The organism is uncultured Reyranella sp. (genome assembly GCF_945957355.1).
In the GTDB taxonomy this organism is placed as follows: Bacteria; Pseudomonadota; Alphaproteobacteria; order Reyranellales; family Reyranellaceae; genus Reyranella.
This window is the reverse complement of sequence record NZ_CAMFKM010000015.1, coordinates 1-17699: the sequence shown is the minus strand read 5'-3', so window position 1 is coordinate 17699 and position 17699 is coordinate 1. Positions and strand designations below refer to the sequence as shown.

Here is a 17699-nt window from a genome sequence, read left to right as displayed (position 1 = left end):
CGGTGGGTCAGCCGTTGATGGAAGGTCCGGCCTCATGGCCCAGCCATTCCTCGATCAGGCGGCGGGCGATCGAATCGCGGCGCGGCATGAAGAAGGAACCGTCTTTCGGGAGATTCTCGGTCCGCAACTCTTCTCGGCTCATCCAGCGCGCGCTTTCGAGTTCGGATTCGTTGACGCTGAAGTCCATCGATTCGGCCTCGGCATGGAAGCCGATCATCACCGACGCCGGGAACGGCCAGGGCTGGGACGAGCGATAGATGACGTCCTTCACCTTGACCTTCACTTCCTCGTAGACCTCGCGGGCGACCGCATCCTCGAAGCTCTCGCCCGGCTCGACGAAGCCCGCAAGTGTCGAATGCATGCCACGCGGGAAATGCTTGCCGCGGCCCAGCAGGCACTTGTCGCCGTGATGGACCAGCATGATCACCGCGGGGTCGGTGCGCGGGAAGGTCTCGGTCTTGCAGTTCTCGTTGGTGCACATGCGCACATGCCCGCCGCGCGTCACCTTGGTGGTCGCGCCGCAGACGCCGCAATAGCGATGGCGGCGGTGCCAGTAGGTCATGCCGCGCGCATAGGCGAGGATCGAGCCCTCGCGGGCGAACAGCAGCGGGCCGACCTGGCGCAGGTCGACGAACTCGCCGAGGTCCTTCAGCGGAACGTCCTTGCCGGTGACATCGACGGCGAAGTAAGGCGTGCCCTCGACATAGCCGAGGAAGATCTGGACGTCGCTCGAGTTGGCGACGGCGCGCCCCATCATGCCCTGCAGGAACACGGCTTCCGGGTTCCCGCCGGTCTTCACCAGGTTCTTCTCGGTGTCGATCGGAACGAAGCGGGCGGCCCCCGAGGAGGCCAGTTCGATCATCCGTTCATCGTCCTCGCGCTCATGGCTGGCACGGTCGATTTCGGCGCTGGAATAGGGATTTCTTGGATTTCTCATAGGCCGCGGACCGTGCCACAGGGCCGCCCGCGCCGCAATTGGCTCACACGAGTGCGCGCTCCAGCACCTGCGCCACATGTATCGCCTGTCGGTCGGCGCCGTCGGCGATCTGGTGCCGGCAGGAGGTGCCATCGGCCACGACCAGGGTTCCGGCATCGGCCTTGCGCACCGCCGGCAGCAGCGAGAGTTCAGCCATCGCGATCGAGGTCTCGTAGTGCTCGGCTTCGTAGCCGAAGCTGCCGGCCATGCCGCAGCAACTCGACTCGATGGGCGTCACCGAGAGATCGGGAACCAACGAAAGAACTTCCTGCACCGCGCTCATCGCGCCGAAGGCCTTCTGGTGGCAGTGGCCGTGCAGCAACGCGTTCTTTTCCGGCAGCGGCCGGAGCCGAAGGTCGAGCCGTCCGGCCTTCTTCTCACGCGCGAGGAATTCCTCGAACAGCATCGCATGGGCCGCGACTTCCTCGGCGCCTTCGCCCAGCCCCAAGGCCAGGAACTCGTCGCGAAGGGTGAACAGGCAGGACGGTTCGAGGCCGATGATAGGCACACCCTTCTGCGCGAAGGGCCTGAGCGCGTTCAGCGTGCGCAGCGCCTCGCCCCTCGCCCGCTCCACCTGGCCGGTCGCCAGATAGGTGCGGCCACAGCACAGAGCCGGCGCGCCGAGGGTCGGCCAGGCGACCGCAACGCGATGGCCGGCGGCAGTCAGCACCCGGCGCGCGGCATGCAGGATCTCGGGCTCGAAATTGTTCGAGAAGGTGTCGGCGAAGATCACGACGGTGGCGTCGCCATCGTCGACTTCGGTGGTCGAGAGGAACGTGTCGCCGCGCCACTGCGGCAGGCGACGCTGCTTGGCGAAGCCCAGATAGGACTGCACGAACCAGGCCGCGTTGAACAGCCAGGGCAGGCGACGGGCCCACGGCGCCAGCGACGGGGTGGCGCCGACCAGCCGGTCGCGCCAGCTCAGGCCCTTGGCCATCCGACGCGCCGACTTCACCTCGATCTTCATGCGCGCCATGTCGACGCCGGTCGGGCAGTCGCGCTTGCAGCCCTTGCAGCTGACGCAGAGGTCCATCGCGGCAGCCACCGCGTCGGAGCGCAGCCCCTCCGATCCGAGCTGGCCGGACAAGGCCAGCCGGAGCGTGTTGGCGCGGCCGCGCGTCAGGTGCTTCTCGTCGCGGGTCACGCGGAAGGACGGGCACATCGTGCCGGCATCGAACTTCCGGCAGTGGCCGTTGTTGTTGCACATCTCCGCGGCCTTCGCGAAGCCGCCGGCGAGATCGCCACCGGTGCCGGGCGCGGTCGAAATCTCGGTGACCGGATCGGTCTGGACGTTCCAGGCCGACCAGTCGAGCGCCGGCTCGTACTTGATCGATTCGTATCCCGGCTTGAAGCGGAACAGCGAGCGGTCGTCCATGCGCGAGGGCCGCACGATCTTGCCCGGGTTCAGGATATTTTCGGGATCGAACAGGTCCTTGACCGTCTCGAACGCCTTGGTCAGCCGCGCCCCGAACTGCCAGGCCACCCATTCCGAGCGCACCAGCCCGTCGCCATGCTCGCCCGAGAAGGCACCTTTATACTCGCGCACCAGCGCCGAGGCCTCCTCGGCGATCGCGCGCATCTTTTCGGCGCCGTCGCGGCGCATGTCGAGGATCGGCCGCACGTGCAGCGTGCCCACGGAGGCATGGGCGTACCAGGTGCCGCGCGTGCCGTGCTTGCCGAACACGTCGGTCAGCCGCTGCGTGTAGTCGGCGAGGTGTTCCAGCGGGACGGCGCAGTCCTCGATGAAGGAGACGGGCTTACCGTCGCCCTTCATCGACATCATGATGTTGAGGCCGGCCTTGCGGACCTCCCACAGTTCCGACTGCGGTTTCGGCTCGGGCATCTCCACGACGCAGCCCGGCAGACCGAGATCGGCCATCAGCTCGACGAGGCGCGCGAGGTCGCGCAGCTGGTCGTCGCGCTCCTCACCCGCGAACTCCACCAGCAGGATGGCCTCGGGCCGGCCGATCAGCGCCCGCTCGATCACCGGCCGGAAGGCGGGGTTGGCGCGCGCCAGCTCGATCATGGTGCGGTCGACCAGCTCCACGGCCGCCGGCTTCAGCTTCACGATGTGCTGGGCGCTGTCCATCGCCTTGTAGAAGCTCGGGAAGTTCACGACGCCCAGCGTCTTGTGCTTCGGCAGCGGCGCCAGGTTGAGCGTGAGGCGCTCGGTCACCGCCAACGTGCCCTCGCTGCCCACCAAAAGATGCGCTAGGTTCACCGAATTGTCGGTCGTGTAGGGGCGTTCCGACTGCGGGAAGAAGATGTCGAGATTGTAGCCGCCGACCCGGCGCAGCACGTGCGGATACATGCGCTCGATCTCGGCGCGCTCGGCGAAGGCCAGTTCCGCCACCTTGTCGGCGATGGCGCGTACGCCGGCCGGCATGTCCTCCGGCCGCGTCGAGCCGAAGCGGGCGCGCTGGCCGTTGGCCAGCAGCGCGTCGATCGAGGCGACGTTGTGCACCATGTTGCCGTAGCGGATCGAGCGCGAGCCGCAGGAATTGTTGCCGGCCATGCCGCCCAGCGTGCATTGCGCCGAGGTCGAGACGTCGACCGGATACCAGAGCCCGTGCGGCTTCAGCCAGGCGTTGAGATGGTCGAGCACGATGCCGGGCTGGACCGTCACCTGTCGCTTGGCCTTGTCGAAGCCCACCACCTCGCGCAGGTGCTTCGAGCAGTCGATGACGAGCGCCTCGCCGACCGTCTGGCCGCATTGCGACGTGCCGGCACCACGCGGCAGGATCGCCGCCTTGGCATCGCGCGCGACGTCGATGGCGAGCGCCAAGTCGGCCTCGTCGCGCGGGATCACCACACCTACCGGCTCGACCTGGTAAATCGACGCGTCGGTCGAATAGCGTCCGCGGGAAGCCCTGTCGAACAGGACCTCCCCCTTGAGGCTTCGGCGCAGGTTTTGTTCGAGCTTGGACATATCCGATGGAACCCTAAAGAGCCCCTCCGCCATACGCAGGCAGAGAGGGCAGCGTGAATGCAAGCGGGCTCATCGGCGAGCGCTCACCATCCTCAGTCGAGCTTGACGCCGGCCGCGTTCACGACCTTCTGCCACTTCTCGATTTCGGTGCGGATGCGCTTGGCGAACTCCGCCGGCGACTCGCCGCCAGTCTGGGCCAGCTGTTCCTTCCAGATGGCCTGCAGCTTGGGCGACTTCAGGGCCTTCACGATCTCGTCGTACATGCGCTTGACGATCGGCTCCGGCGTGCCCTTGATCGCCCAGACTCCGTACCAGGTCGACACGATCCAGGCCGGCACGCCGATCTCGGCCGCAGTCGGCATGTCGGGGAATTCCGGCACGCGCTCCGTCGTGGCCACCGCAAGGCCGCGCAGCTTGCCCGCCTTGATCTGCTGGGCCGACGTACCCATGCCGTCGAACATCATGTCGGCGTTGCCGGCGAGCAGGTCCTGCATCGCGGGACCCGCGCCGCGATAGGGCACATGGACGATCTCGGTCTTGGTCTCGAGCTTGAACAGCTCGCCCGCGAGATGATGGGCGGTGCCGGCGCCGGCCGACGCATAGTTCACCTTGTTCGGGTTGGCCTTCAAGTAGGCGATGAATTCCTGCGCGGTCTTGGCCGGGATCTTGTTCGGGTTGATCGAGATGACCTGCGGCACCAGCGCGATCATGGTGATCGGCTCGAAGTTCTTCTCGAGGTCGTAGTCGAGGTTCTTGTAAACCGATGGGGCGATCGTGTGATGGATCGCGCCCACGAAGAAGGTCTGCCCGTCGGGCTTCATCTTGGCCGCCTGCGAGGCGCCGACCGTGCCACCTGCGCCGCCCTTGTTGTCGATCAGGATCTGCACGCCGAGCTGCTCGCCGACCTGCGCCGCCAGCGGACGGGCGAAGACGTCAGTGCCACCGCCAGCCGGAAACGGATTGACCCAGGTGATCGGGCCGCTCGGCCAGCCCTGCTGGGCACGGGCCACGGCCGGCGCGGCCAGGGTGGCGGCGAGGCCGAGCTTCAGGGCCTTGCGGCGCGAGGTCGAAAAATTCGAAGTCATGGCTGTCTTCCTCCCAGAAGGTTCTTGTCGTCTCGATTGTCCATTGAATCGAGGACAGCCTGCTGTTTGGCTCGCAGGTGCCCCACGAGCAGGTCACGTAGCGCAGCGCCGTCCCGGGCGGCAAGCGCTTCGATCATGGAGCGATGTTCGGAGACGGCCTGATCCCACTTGGCCGGATTGAGGTTGGAGCGGAACCTGAGGGCATGCAGCCTTGCGTTGAGCGTGCGGTAGGTCTGTTCGAGCACCGCGTTCCCTGCGAGGGTGTTCAGCCGGTCGTGGATCAGGCGGTTGATGCGGTAATAGGCTGGCAGGTCGTGGCTGGCATGGGCGGCCTCCATCTGGATCTGCAGCGCGCGCAGATCCGCCACGTCGTCATCGGTCACCCGCTCCACGGCGAGCTCGCCCGCCAGCCCCTCGAGCGCGCCCATCACCTCGAAGGCACCGCGCACGTCCTCGCGTGACAGGGCCACGACCTGGGCGCCCCGATTGGGCAACTGCACCAGCAGGCCATCGGCGGCGAGCATGCGGAAGGCCTCCCGCAGTGGCGTCCGCGACACGCCCAGCCGTTCGCTGAGTTCGCGCTCGTTCAGCTTGGCGCCGGGCGCCAGCTCGCCCTCGATGATGAGGGTACGCAGACGCTCGGCCGCCGCCTCGGGCAGCGTCGAACGCGCGATGGGGAAGGTCGAACCGTCCATGTCTCTGGACTCACTCTGGCATATTGTATACAAAATGCAACAGCAAAGCCGAAAGGGGCCTCTGTCATGCGCCTGAACTCACATCCCGCCGGACGTCATTTCCTGCAAATCCCCGGTCCGACCAACGTGCCGGATCGCGTTCTTCGCGCGATGGATTACCCGACGATCGATCACCGCGGCCCCGAGTTCAACGCGCTGGCCAAGAAGGTCCTCCGTTCCGTCCGCCAGATTTTCCAGACGAAACAACCAGTTATCGTCTATCCCGCATCCGGCACAGGAGCCTGGGAAGCGGCCCTCGTGAACACCCTGTCGCCCGGCGACCTGGTGTTGATGTGGGAGACCGGCCACTTCGCCTCCCTTTGGAAGAAGATGGCTGACAAGCTTGGAATCAAATCGGAATTCATGGGTGGTGACTGGCGCAAACCGGCCGATCCGGCGGCCATCGAGAAGCGCCTGAAGGAAGACACCGGCCACACCATCAAGGCGGTCTGCATCGTGCACAACGAGACCTCGACCGGCGTGGTGAGCGACATTGCGGCCGTCCGGCGCGCCATAGACGCGGCCAAGCACCCCGCCCTGCTGCTGGTCGACACGATCTCGTCGCTGGGGTCGATCGACTATCGCCACGATGCCTGGGGCGTCGACGTGACGGTGGCGGGCTCGCAGAAGGGCCTGATGCTGCCGCCCGGCCTGTCCTTCAACGCCGTGAGCGAGAAGGCGATCGAGGCGTCGAAGGCGTCGAAGATGGTCAAGGCGTTCTGGAACTGGGACGAGATGCTGACGGCCAACGCCAATGGCTGGTTCCCCTACACGCCCGCCACCAACCTGCTCTACGGCCTCAACGAAGCCTGCGACATGCTGCTGGAGGAAGGGCTCGACGCGGTGTTCACGCGCCACGCCCGTCACGCTGAGGCAACCCGCACGGCCGTGAATGCCTGGGGCCTGGAAATCCTGTGCAGCGATCCCAAGGCCTATTCGGGCTCGCTGACCGCGATCGTCATGCCCGAGGGCCACGACGCCGACGCTTTCCGCAAGGTGGCGCTGGAGAACTTCAACATGTCGCTCGGCCAGGGCCTTACCAAGGTCGCGGGCAAGGTCTTCCGCATCGGCCATCTCGGCGATTTCAACGACCTAATGCTGATGGGCACCCTGTCCGGCGTCGAGATGGCGCTCGGCCTCGCCAAGGTGCCGCACAAGGCGGGCGGCGCCCAGGCCGCCCTCACCTACTTGCGCGACACCGCGCCGGGCGCCCGAAAGGCCTGACGGAGGCCGAAACGCCGCAGCGCTAGCCCGGGATCGAGAGCGGTCCCGGATCGCCGCCCACCGGCCGGCGCAGGCAGGCGACGTGATGCCCGGGCGCCACCTCGAGCAACGGCGGATCGGTCAGGCGGCATTCGGCGGTCGCGTAGAGGCAGCGCGTGTGGAAATGGCAGCCTGGCGGCGGCTTGGCCGGACTGGGCACGTCGCCCTGCACGATGCGCTTCCGCTGCCGGCGGCGCTTCGGGTCGGGCGCTGTGGCGGCCGAAAGCAGTGCTTCCGTGTAGGGATGCAGCGGTTGCGTGAAGAGCGTGCGCTTGTCGGTCAGCTCGACGATGCGGCCGAGATACATCACCGCGATGCGATGACTGATGTGCCGCATGACCGCGAGGTCGTGGCTGATGAACAGGTAGGCGAGCCCGTATTCCTCCTGCAGGTCGATCAACAGGTTCAACACCTGCGCCTGCACCGATACGTCGAGCGCCGAAACGGGCTCGTCGGCCACGATCACGTCAGGATTGACCGACAGGGCCTTGGCGATGCCCAGCCGCTGGCGCTGGCCGCCGGAGAACTCGTGGGCGTACTTGCGCATTGCCTCAGGGCGCAGGCCGACGCGGCGGAAGAGCTGGGCCACCCGGTCGTCGCGTGCCGCCCCCTTGGCGATGCCGAAATTCTCGAGAGGCTCACCCACGATCGTGCCCGAGGGCAGGCGCGGGTTCATCGAGGAGTACGGGTCCTGGAAGATCGTCTGGATGCGCCTCCGATGAGTCCACATCGCGCCAGGCTTGAGCGCTGTCACATCCTCGCCCGCCAGGACGATCTTTCCCGCGGTCGGCTCGATCAACTTCAACACGACCTTGCCGATCGTCGACTTGCCGCAACCCGATTCGCCCACCAGGCCGAGCGTCTCACCGCGGCGAATCGAGAAAGTGACACCGTCGACTGCCCTCACCGCGCCGACCTGGCGCTGCAGAAGGCCGCCATGGATCGGGAAGTGCTTCACGAGTCCCTCGACCTGCAGGACAGGCGCGTCGCTCATGCCGCCCTCCTCACGCGGTCAATCTCCCAGCAGGCCACCAGATGGCCCGCGCCGGCATCGACCAGCGGCGGCCCCTCGCCGCGGCAGCGATCGGTGGCGAAGCCGCAGCGCGGCGCGAAGGCACAGCCGGTGATCGGCTGCGTTAGGATCGGCACGAGGCCGGGAATTTCCTGCAGGCGCGGGCGCGTGCCGGCGGCATCGGCTTCGATGTCGAGACGGGGGATCGCCCGCATCAGGCCGCGCGTATAGGGATGCAGCGGTTCCTCGAACAGCGCCTCGACGGCGGCCTGCTCGACCTTGCGGCCTGCATACATGACCACCACCCGTTCGGTCGTCTCGGCCACCACGCCGAGATCGTGCGTGATCAGCACGATAGCGGTGCCAGTCTTCTCTTTGAGCTCGATCATCAGGTCGAGGATCTGCGCCTGGATGGTGACGTCAAGCGCCGTCGTCGGCTCGTCGGCAATCAGCACTTGCGGATCGCAGGACAGCGCCATCGCGATCATGACCCTCTGGCGCATGCCGCCGGAGAGCTGGTGGGGATATTCGTCGAGCCGGCGCCGCGCATCGGCGATGCGCACCAGGTCGAGCATCTCGAAGGCACGCTCCCGCCCCTGCTTCCACGAGACGCCGAGGTGGCGCACTACGTTCTCGGCAATCTGTGTGCCGACGGTGAGGACCGGATTGAGGCTGGTCATCGGCTCCTGGAAAATCATCGAAATGCGATGACCGCGCAGGCGCTTCATCTCCTCCTCGGAAAGCGTCGTGAGTTCCTCGCCTTCGAACTTGATCGAGCCCGAGGCGACGCGGCCGGTCTCCGGCGGGATCAGCCGCAGGATCGACATCGCCGTCACCGACTTGCCGCAGCCCGATTCGCCCACGATGCCCAGGGTTTCGCCCCGCGCCACGTCGAACGAGACGCCGTCGACGGCGCGCACGACACCGTCCAAGGTGCTGAACTGCGTATGCAGGTCGCGGACCTCGAGGATCGGATCCGGATTGCTGCTCACAGGCGCCTCGCCAGCCGCGGGTCGAGCCGGTCGCGCAGGCCGTCGCCCAGCAGGTTCACCGCCAGCACCGTGACCGCGAGGAACGCGCCCGGGATCATGATGGTCCAGGGTGCGATCTGGAAGAATGTGCGGCCCTGGGCGATGATGTTGCCCCAGCTCGGAACCTCCGGCGGGACGCCGGCCCCCAGGAAGCTGAGACTCGCCTCGATCAGCATCGCCGAGGCGCAGACATAGGTCGACTGCACGATCAGCGGCGCCAGCGTGTTCGGCAGGATGTGGCGCGCGAGCAGTTTCCAGTTCTTCGTGCCGCCGGCGATGGCGCTTTCGATGTAGGGCTGCGAGCGGATCGACAGGACGACCGCGCGCACCACGCGCACGATGCGCGGCACCTCGGGGATCACGATGGCCACGATGACGATGCTGAGGCCCGGGCGTGACAGCGTGATCAGCGCGATGGCGAGCAGGATGGACGGGATCGCCATCAGCCCGTCCATGATGCGCATGACGAAGCCATCGACGTGGCGGAAATAGCCGCAGGCCAGGCCGAGAGCGAGCCCGAGGATGCTCGAGAAGGCTGCGACCGAGAGGCCGACGATCAGCGACACGCGCGCGCCGTAGACGGTGCGCGAGAAGATATCGCGGCCGAACTGATCCGTGCCGAACCACCAGCGTTCGGAGGGCGGTCGCAGGCGGTTCACCGGCGCAATCTTGAAGGGATCGTGGGTCGCGATGAGAGGCGCGAAGATCGCTATCACGATCAGGGCTGTCAGAAGAACGGAGCCGATGGCGATCGTCGGATTGCGCCGGACGGCCGTCCACAGCGAGAAGCGGCGGGCCGGTGGCAGGGCGAGGTCGTCTGCAACGATGGCCATGTCAGTAGCGGATCCGCGGATCGAGGAAGGCGTAGGAGATGTCGATCAGCAGGTTCACCAGCACCTTGGCGCCAGCGAACACCAGGATGAGCCCCTGCACCACCGGATAGTCGCGCTTCAGGACCGCGTCAACGGTGAGGCGGCCGAGCCCCGGAATGTTGAACACCGTTTCCGTAATGACCACGCCCGAGATCAGGAGCGCGATGCCGATGCCGATCACCGTGATGATCGGCACGGCCGCGTTCTTGAGCGCATGCAGCAGCAGCACCCTGTCGGTCGCAAGCCCCTTGGAATTGGCCGTCCGGATGTAGTCCTGCGCCAGCACTTCGAGCATCGACGCGCGCGTGATGCGGGCGATCAGCGCCATGTAGGTGATGCCCAGTGCCACCGACGGCAGGATCAGGCTCTCGACGAAGGGCCAGAACCCTTCCCGGATCGGCTGGTATCCCTGCACAGGCAAGAGCTGCCATTGCACGGCGAAGAAGTAGATCAGGATGTAGGCCAGGACGAAGCCGGGCATCGCAAAACCCAGAACGGCAAAGCCCATGACCAGCCGGTCGACCAGTTTGCGCGCTTTCCAGGCCGCGACCACGCCGATGGGAATGGCCAACGCCACCGCCACGAAGAGCGTGGAGAGAGTGAGCGCCACGGTGGGTTCGAGACGCTGGGAGATCAGGCGCGTCACGGGCATGTTGGAAAAGATCGAGACGCCCATGTCGCCCTGCACGAGCTGTGTCGTCCAGACGACGAACTGCTCGACCATCGGCCGGTCGAGGCCGAGCTTGGCGCGGACGGCCGCGATCGCCTCGGCCGTCGCATCCTCGCCGGCGATGATCGCTGCCGGGTCGCCCGGCGCGAACCTGAGCAGAAAGAAGACGAACAGCGCCACCACCGCCATGACGGGCAGCGTGGCGAAGAGACGACGAACGATATACGCGGTCATGACGAGGCCTTGCCCAATTCAGGCAAGGCCTCCGTGCGCGCGACAGCTACGCAGACTCGATACGGCATTACTTCTTCGTGATTCCCCAGAGCACGGCGAGACCCGTGTTGGGCACGATACCGTCGATCTTGTCGGCGCGATAGGCGAGCGGCGTGTCCCACTGTCCGAACGGAATGTACACGACCTGCTCCATCGCCCGGCCCTGCAGCTCATTGGCGATCTTCTTCCGCTCCTCCTCGGTCTGCGCCATGCCGAAGGCGTTGCGCAGTTCCTCGATCTTGGCGTCGCAGGGCCAGCCGAACAGGCCCTTGTCGCAGGCCGCGCCGATCCAGGTGTGCAGGATCGGATTCGCCGAACCAACACCGCCGGAGGTCGTGACGAAGATGTTCCAGCCGCCCTGCGCCGGCGGATCCTTCTTGGCCCGGCGCGTGACGACGGAGCCCCAGTCCATCGACTGGGCATCGACGTTGATGCCTGCCTCACGCATCGCCTGGATGAGGACCTGCGTGGCCGGCGTGATCGTCGCGTGGTCCGTCGCCGACAGGACGGTGATCGGCTCGCCCTTGTAGCCTGCCTCCTTCAGGAGCTGCAGCGCCTTCTTCGGGTTGTATTCCTTCATCCACTCGCGCCCGGCGGCGCTCTCATACGGACCGCCGCAGGTGAGGAGCGCCGGGCAGACCTTGTAGTATTTCGGATTGCCGACGATGGCGCGCAGGAAATCTTCCTGGTTGATCAAGTAGTACATCGCCTGCCGCGCCTTGATGTTGTCGAACGGCGGCTGCAGGTGATTGAGCCGGATGAAGCCCTGCGTACTGTCGATCTTGCCGGTCTTCAGCAGCTTCACGCCTCGGGCCTTTTCCAGCAACGGCAGGAAATCGTTGGGCGGCGCCTCGTAGAAATCGATCTCGCCGTTGACCAGGGCCGACATTGCGGTCTGCGGATCGGAGATCCAGACCAGCTCGATGCGGTCGACGCCCGGGACCTTTGCACCCGCGAAGGACGACGGCGCCTCGGTGCGCGGCTGGTAGTCCTTGTTCTTGAGATAGACCGCCTTGCTTCCGGGCACCCATTGGTCCTTGGCAAAGATGTAGGGGCCGGAGCCGACCGACTCCTTGACCTGCTGCTGCGGGTCGGTGAGCGCATCCTTCTCGCGCATGATCGCCGCAATCGAACTACCACTCTTGCCCAGCGATTCCAGCACCATGCCGTACGGCGCTTTCAGCACCATGGTGAAGGTCTTGTCGTCAACCGGCTCCATCTTGGTGACGAAGCCCATCAGGCGTTGGCCCACGCCGTCCTTGGCACCCCAGCGCTTGAGCGAGGCAATGACGTCCTTGGTCGTGACAGGGGAGCCGTCGTGGAACTTGAGCCCGTCGCGCAGGGTGAAGGTGTAGGTGAGCTTGTCGGGACTGACGTCGTATTTGCCCACCATCTGCGGATGCGGCTTCTGGTCGGCGTCGTTGCCGAACAGCGTGTCGTAGACCAGCGCGCCGTGGATGTTGGCGATCGTCTGGGTCGTCCAGACCGGATCGATGACGCGCACGTCAGCGTGCATCACGGCCTTGAGGACTTTCTCCTGCGCCAGAGCCTGGCCCGCGGCGAAGGGAACGGCCAGCGCGAGCGCGCCCGCGAAGATGCGTTTGAACATTCTGTGAGACTCCCTTACTCCCCTCAGAGAGTATGCAAAGCAGTGTTCCGCTTTGTCCAGCTTTGCGGCTAGTAGATCAGGCCCCGCGGCGCGGCGCCTTCGTCGAGCGGCCAGATCGGGCGCTCGACCTTCTTGTACGGTACCTTGCGGTGATCGCGCGGCAGCGGGCCGCTCGATTCGACGTAGATCACCTTCTTGGCGATCGGCCCGTAGGCCGCCATGAAATGGTTCGTCGACTTCACGACCACGATCTTCCGCTGGGTCGGATCGATTCCGACGTTGCTGAAGAGTTCCAGCCCGGTCGCCTGCGTGCGCTTTGTGATCAGGATGACCTCGACGCCGCCGACGCGAACCGCGGCGCAGTCGCCCACCGGCACCTGCGTCGGGCCGAATTTCTGCCAGGCGTCGCGCTTCAGTCCCACGATCTCGACCTCGGCATCGACCGGCTGGCCGGAACTCGGCGCGATCTTGCCGCCGAAACGCAGACCGATCCGGGCGCCGAGGCCGGCGTCGAAGCAGATGCGGACGGCGATCGGATCCCAGATTGGGCCGAGACAGGCGCTTTCGACATTCGCCTCGATCAGATGCCGGAGAATGTCCGTATTGTCCGATGGCGCGCCGCCGCCAGCATTGTCGGCTGGATCGGCGATTACCACCGGCAGGTCGTTGAAGGCTACGCCTTCGCTGATGCCGGCCGCGACACCGAACGACTGCGGCGCCGTCTTGCCGCGCAGGCCGACCAGCTCCTCACCCAGCTGCGTCGCGAGGGCATCGGCCTTCTTCTTGTCGCCGTCGGCAATCACCAGAATACGGGTGCCGATCTCGGGCACGTCGCCATAGGGAAAGCAGTGCGCGATCGAGACGGAAAGGATCCCGTCCTTGCCTTCCATGGCCGTGATGCGATCGACGATGCCGCGCATCGGCTGGATCGTCGTCGGATAGCTCTGGATCTGGCGGCAGTCATAGACCGACGTCACCGGCTTCACCTGGCCGCGCAATGTCGCCAGCACGAGATCGAGCATGTCCGCAGCCCGCTCGACCACGTCGGTATGGGGGAACTCCTTGTAGAGCACGATGATGTCGGCGTTGGACACCCGCTTCATCGTGAGATGGCAATGCGGGTCCAGTTCGACGCCGATCACGCATTTCGGCCCCACAAGCACGCGGCAGCGCTCGATGATGTCGCCTTCGACGTCGTCGTAGCCATGCGCCACCATCGCGCCGTGCAGGCCGAGCAGCAGCCCGTCGACCGGCAGCGCCGCCTTGAGTTGGGCCAGGATCTCGTCCCGCATCGTCTCGTAGTCGGCACGGTTGGTCGTGCCGGCCGGGCTGGCGGCGAAGCAGCTTCCCTCGATCAGTTCGAAGCCCTCCGCCTTGGCACGGGCGCGCGCGACGAACAGCGGAGCGGTGCACATGCGCGGCGCATCGGTCGGATGCTCGCCAGCCCCGAAGAACACCGACTCGCGATAATTCTCCAGGCTCGTCGGCAACGGGGAGAAGGTGTTGGTTTCGGTGGCCAGGGTGGCCGAGAACAGACGCATGGGACTCCTCAGGGAACGATACCGGCGGGAAGAGAAAGACAGTGTTGTGCGATGGCGCCCGGCGTCGTGAGCCAGATGCGGTCGCGATGTTTCGCGATGTGGCGCAGCGCGCGCTTGAGGTGCCGTAGCCGGTGCGGCTGGCCCACGAGATAGGCGTGCAGCGCCACGCCCATGACCAGCGGCCGCTCCTGCGACAGTTCGAGCATCTCATCGAACTGGTCGATAACGATGTCGGCGAAGGCGTCGCCGCCGATCTTGCGGCCGGCGATCTGCGGAATGTCGTTCACTTCCTGCGGATAGGGAACGGCGAGGATGCGCTTCCCGCCGCGGCACCGGAGCCAGATGGGCTGGTCGTCCATGCACCAGTCCAGCAGGTAGCGATAGCCAGCCTCGGCCAGAAGGTCGGGCGTGACGTGACTATGGGAAATCCACGGCCCCAGCCAGCCCTCCGGCGGTCGACCTTCCGCTTCGGCGAGGCGCGCAGTCGCCTCGACGATCAAGGTCCGCTCGTCTGCCTCCTCGAGCACGCCCTGGCGCTCGGCATTGGTGCGGCCATGCCCCACGATCTCGTCGCCGCGGAGCCGGCAGGCCGCGACAAGCTCCGGCGCGTAATCGTACATCGCGCTGTTGACCAGCGCGGCCATGGGCAACCGCAGCGCGTCGAAGGCGTCGAGCATGTACCAGGCGCCGACGCGGTTGCCATAATCGCGCCATGCATAGTTGAGAATGTCGGGGTGTGGACCACCCGGTGCCAGCTCGGCTCCCAGGCCTTCGCCGTAGGAAAAATGCTCCAGATTGAGGGCAAAATAGACGGCGAGACGTCGGCCTGCCGGCCAAGTGTAGTCGGCGCGCCCCCGCAGGGGGACGTAGTCGTACCGGTCGTGCGTTCTCAATTCCATCCCGACAAATTAACGTCGCAAGCCACGAAGGGCTACGGTCGAACCATGTTGAATCGCCTGATGTCGGCGGCCGCTTCCGGCTGCCTGCTTATGCTCACCGGCTCCCCAGCGTTCGCCTATTACTCGAAGGATTCATACGAAGCCGAGCTGAGATTCGAGAGCAAAGTCGAGGTCGCGGAGGATACGCCCGACTACATCCTCCTCCCCTCCTACATCAACCGCCAGCTCCTCTATCTCGCCGGCCCCCTGCAGGCCGCGCCGAAGAAAGCCGCCGCCAAGAACGATGCGAAAGTCGACATTCTCGGCCGGCAACGCGACGACAGGACCGGCAAGCACTATGTGCGCTATCGCTACACTGGCACCTTCGTGCTCGACAACGCGCTCCAGGACGTCGTGAAGATCCGCCTGCCCCTCAATCTCGACGAAGTGTGGGAGCGATCGACCGACAAGTGCTTCAGCTGGGGCGAGAAGTATCGCATGGCCTACTTCTGGGCGCCGCTGAACAAGGGGTGCCCGCTGGTCGATGGTGTCGATTACACCACGGCCGATGCCGCGATTCTCGCCAAGCGGCCCAACACGGCCGGTACCGCCCCGGCCTATGAGCGGCTGGCCAACAGCAGCGGCGAGGTCCGCGTCGTCCTGACGTTCGGGGCCGACGAGGACAGGAACGGCAACATTTCGCCTGACAAGAACAGCGACTACAATGCCAGCAATTACCGCGACATCCGCAAGTTCCTCGTGACCCAGGGGTTTGCAGGCCGCACCGTCCCGGCGGCCGAGCGCGAGCGTGACTGCGGCAACACCAAGTCGCTGGCGGCTTCGCCGGGCCATGTCGAGGAATATGTCCGCACCGACGGCGCCCGCAAACTCGTCGTCCGCCTGTTCTGGGGCGTCACCAACATCGGCGAGGACAGCATCGCCTTCTTCTGCATGGCCAAGGAGGCCGCGGAGCGCGGCTCGGTGTTTCTCTATGCGGGACACTCGCGCGTGGGCCTGCTCGATCTCACCTACATGGGCGAGCAGATCGGCGCGCCGATCCGGATGAACAAGGACCAGTACCAGATCTACGCGTTCTTCGGCTGCTCAAGCTACAGCTACTACAATCTCTCCTACTTCGCGGCAAAGGCCTCCACCGCCGATCCGGAAGGCACCCGCAACGCCAGCATCATCACCAACGGCATCACCGGCTCGTTCGGTTCGATGACGGACTTCACGACCAAGACGCTGAAGCCGATCTTCGAATGGTCCGCGCGCGGCACCCGAACGAGCTGGCAGCAGATCATGAACTCCTACTCGGAGCGCTTCCTCACCGGCGTGAACGGCGACCAGTAGCGGGACTGCACACCGGCGGGTGACGACTCCACGCATCACCAAGGCGTAGCGCCGGAAACGCGGATAGGCTACGGTCGCAGACTTAATGAAGAAGCCGCGCCCTCCCAGGTCGCGGACATTTCGGGAGGAAGAACGCGTTGACGGCGACGAGTGCTGCCGCTTTGCCTGCGACCACGGAGGCCGCACCCGCCGCGCGCCGGTGGGCCGCGCCGCTCTGGGTCGGCGCGCTGCTGATCATCCTCGCCTTCCTGGTGGTCTATCCGCTGCTGATGCTGATCTTCGGCGCGGTCAGCGATTCCAATCCGGTGATCGACGGCTTCGGCAAGTTCAATCCCTCGCTGGAGCATTTCGTCACCGTCCTCGCCAACGAGAACGTGCATCTCGCCTTCCTGAACGCGCTCGTCGCCTGCGGCGGCGGCACGGCGCTCGCCGTGGTGATCGGGCTCGCCTTCTCGTGGATCGTCGTGCGCACCAACACGCCGTTCCGCGGCTTCATTGCCGGCGCCAGCATGATCCCGCTGTTCGTGCCGCCGCTGGTGGCGGGCGTGGCCTGGAGCATCCTCGGCTCGCCCAAGACCGGCCTCCTCAACACGTCCCTGAAATGGATCGGAATCGATTTCCGCTTCGATTTCTATTCAATGTCCGGCCTGATCCTGGTGTTCGGCTTCTACTATGCGCCCTACGTCTACATGTTCACGGCCTCGGCGCTGCGCAACATGGACCCGAGCCTCGAGGAAGCGTCCGAAGTGTCCGGCGCCAGCGCCTTCACGACACTCTTCACCGTGACCTTCCCGCTGATCGCCCCTGCCATCCTGGCAGGCTCCCTGCTTTCGTTCGTCGTCATGCTGGGCATCTACGGCATCCCGGCCGCGCTCGGCACACCGGCCAACATCAACGTGCTGACGACCTACATCTTCAAGCTGACCGCCTGGAGCCCGCCGCTCTACAACACCGCGGCCGCCGTCGCGATCCTGCTGATGCTCGTGACCGCCATCCTCGTGTGGGCCCAGCAACGCGTGCTGTCGGGCAAGAGCTTCGCCACCGTGGCCGGCAAGGCGTTCCGTCCGCGCAGCCTCAATCTCGGCCCGTGGCGCTGGTTCACGTTCGGCCTTGCGCTGATCTATCTCTTCATCGTCGTCATCCTGCCGACCCTCGCGCTGATCATCGCCTCCACCCGCAAGTTCCTGTTCTTCAAGGACTTCGCGGCCGTGTTCGACATGAAGGCCTATGGCTGGTCGCACTACGCCTCGGTGTTCGACAATCCGCTCACCATGTTGTCGATCTGGAACACATTGAAGGTCGGCTTCATCACGGCGCTCGTGGGTGGCACCCTGGCCTTCGCGATCGGCTACACGATCAACCGCACGCATGTGCCGGGCCGGCGCCTGATCGACCTGCTGTCCACCATCCCGGTCGCCATTCCCGGCCTGGTCGTCGGCGTGGCCTATCTGTGGGCGTGGATCGGCCTGCCGG

The 17699-nt window shown here is 65.7% G+C and carries 14 protein-coding genes; 3 read left to right on the top strand and 11 right to left on the bottom strand.

Features of this window, described 5'->3' with window-relative positions:
• Positions 1-7: 7 nt before the first annotated feature.
• From nudC to Q0Q48_RS21735, 4 genes are all read right to left on the bottom strand, one after another.
• A complete protein-coding gene (nudC, locus tag Q0Q48_RS21750) occupies positions 8-937 on the bottom strand; it encodes an NAD(+) diphosphatase (protein WP_295142526.1) in 930 nt (309 codons plus the stop codon).
• Between the two features lie 43 nt (positions 938-980).
• Positions 981-3905, bottom strand: coding sequence for an FAD-binding and (Fe-S)-binding domain-containing protein (locus tag Q0Q48_RS21745; RefSeq protein ID WP_295142521.1), 2925 nt, complete (start codon positions 3903-3905; stop codon positions 981-983).
• A 92-nt stretch (positions 3906-3997) separates the two neighbouring features.
• On the bottom strand, positions 3998-4990 hold the full coding sequence (locus Q0Q48_RS21740) for a tripartite tricarboxylate transporter substrate binding protein (RefSeq protein WP_295142518.1): 993 nt from the start codon (positions 4988-4990) through the stop codon (positions 3998-4000).
• Positions 4987-5685, bottom strand: coding sequence for a GntR family transcriptional regulator (locus Q0Q48_RS21735; protein WP_295142514.1), 699 nt, complete (start codon positions 5683-5685; stop codon positions 4987-4989). Before Q0Q48_RS21735 ends, Q0Q48_RS21740 begins: the two co-directional genes overlap by 4 nt.
• 66 nt (positions 5686-5751) lie before the next feature.
• On the opposite strand from Q0Q48_RS21735, the gene Q0Q48_RS21730 reads away from it, so the two are divergent.
• Complete coding sequence (locus Q0Q48_RS21730; protein ID WP_295142511.1) at positions 5752-6948, top strand: aminotransferase class V-fold PLP-dependent enzyme; 1197 nt, start codon at positions 5752-5754, stop codon at positions 6946-6948.
• Positions 6949-6970: 22 nt separating this feature from the next.
• Here the strand turns inward: Q0Q48_RS21730 and Q0Q48_RS21725 are convergent, their stop codons facing one another.
• From Q0Q48_RS21725 to Q0Q48_RS21695, 7 genes are all read right to left on the bottom strand, one after another.
• Positions 6971-7981, bottom strand: coding sequence for an oligopeptide/dipeptide ABC transporter ATP-binding protein (locus Q0Q48_RS21725; protein WP_295142508.1), 1011 nt, complete (start codon positions 7979-7981; stop codon positions 6971-6973).
• Positions 7978-8991 carry an ABC transporter ATP-binding protein gene (locus tag Q0Q48_RS21720; RefSeq protein ID WP_295142505.1) on the bottom strand — a complete coding sequence of 338 codons (1014 nt, stop codon included), beginning with the start codon at positions 8989-8991 and terminating at the stop codon, positions 7978-7980. The genes Q0Q48_RS21725 and Q0Q48_RS21720 overlap by 4 nt, the downstream gene beginning before the upstream one ends.
• Positions 8988-9863 carry an ABC transporter permease gene (locus Q0Q48_RS21715; protein ID WP_295142502.1) on the bottom strand — a complete coding sequence of 292 codons (876 nt, stop codon included), beginning with the start codon at positions 9861-9863 and terminating at the stop codon, positions 8988-8990. Before Q0Q48_RS21715 ends, Q0Q48_RS21720 begins: the two co-directional genes overlap by 4 nt.
• A 1-nt stretch (position 9864) precedes the next feature.
• On the bottom strand, positions 9865-10806 hold the full coding sequence (locus Q0Q48_RS21710) for an ABC transporter permease (RefSeq protein WP_295142500.1): 942 nt from the start codon (positions 10804-10806) through the stop codon (positions 9865-9867).
• A 67-nt stretch (positions 10807-10873) separates the two neighbouring features.
• The gene (locus tag Q0Q48_RS21705; protein WP_295142496.1) at positions 10874-12454 is read right to left on the bottom strand and encodes an ABC transporter substrate-binding protein; all 1581 of its coding nucleotides are present in this window, start codon (positions 12452-12454) and stop codon (positions 10874-10876) included.
• Positions 12455-12522: 68 nt separating this feature from the next.
• Positions 12523-13995, bottom strand: coding sequence for a M81 family metallopeptidase (locus Q0Q48_RS21700; RefSeq protein WP_295142493.1), 1473 nt, complete (start codon positions 13993-13995; stop codon positions 12523-12525).
• Between the two features lie 8 nt (positions 13996-14003).
• On the bottom strand, positions 14004-14894 hold the full coding sequence (locus Q0Q48_RS21695; protein WP_295142490.1) for a polysaccharide deacetylase family protein: 891 nt from the start codon (positions 14892-14894) through the stop codon (positions 14004-14006).
• 45 nt (positions 14895-14939) lie between these two features.
• On the opposite strand from Q0Q48_RS21695, the gene Q0Q48_RS21690 reads away from it, so the two are divergent.
• Both Q0Q48_RS21690 and Q0Q48_RS21685 read left to right on the top strand, forming a co-directional pair.
• Positions 14940-16226, top strand: a complete 1287-nt coding sequence (locus Q0Q48_RS21690) for a hypothetical protein (protein WP_295142487.1) — start codon at positions 14940-14942, stop codon at positions 16224-16226.
• Positions 16227-16363: 137 nt separating this feature from the next.
• Positions 16364-17699 (top strand): ABC transporter permease subunit (locus Q0Q48_RS21685; RefSeq protein ID WP_295142484.1); only part of this gene is annotated, 1336 nt, incomplete at its 3' end.

Bases quoted from the DNA above. Each gene is read 5' to 3' on its own strand.
- nudC (WP_295142526.1), bottom strand. From the start codon at position 937: ATGAGAAATCCAAGAAATCCCTATTCCAGCGCCGAAATCGACCGTGCC.
- Q0Q48_RS21745 (WP_295142521.1), bottom strand. From the start codon at position 3,905: ATGTCCAAGCTCGAACAAAACCTGCGCCGAAGCCTCAAGGGGGAGGTC.
- Q0Q48_RS21740 (WP_295142518.1), bottom strand. From the start codon at position 4,990: ATGACTTCGAATTTTTCGACCTCGCGCCGCAAGGCCCTGAAGCTCGGC.
- Q0Q48_RS21735 (WP_295142514.1), bottom strand. From the start codon at position 5,685: ATGGACGGTTCGACCTTCCCCATCGCGCGTTCGACGCTGCCCGAGGCG.
- Q0Q48_RS21730 (WP_295142511.1), top strand. From the start codon at position 5,752: ATGCGCCTGAACTCACATCCCGCCGGACGTCATTTCCTGCAAATCCCC.
- Q0Q48_RS21725 (WP_295142508.1), bottom strand. From the start codon at position 7,981: ATGAGCGACGCGCCTGTCCTGCAGGTCGAGGGACTCGTGAAGCACTTC.
- Q0Q48_RS21715 (WP_295142502.1), bottom strand. From the start codon at position 9,863: ATGGCCATCGTTGCAGACGACCTCGCCCTGCCACCGGCCCGCCGCTTC.
- Q0Q48_RS21710 (WP_295142500.1), bottom strand. From the start codon at position 10,806: ATGACCGCGTATATCGTTCGTCGTCTCTTCGCCACGCTGCCCGTCATG.
- Q0Q48_RS21705 (WP_295142496.1), bottom strand. From the start codon at position 12,454: ATGTTCAAACGCATCTTCGCGGGCGCGCTCGCGCTGGCCGTTCCCTTC.
- Q0Q48_RS21700 (WP_295142493.1), bottom strand. From the start codon at position 13,995: ATGCGTCTGTTCTCGGCCACCCTGGCCACCGAAACCAACACCTTCTCC.
- Q0Q48_RS21695 (WP_295142490.1), bottom strand. From the start codon at position 14,894: ATGGAATTGAGAACGCACGACCGGTACGACTACGTCCCCCTGCGGGGG.
- Q0Q48_RS21690 (WP_295142487.1), top strand. From the start codon at position 14,940: ATGTTGAATCGCCTGATGTCGGCGGCCGCTTCCGGCTGCCTGCTTATG.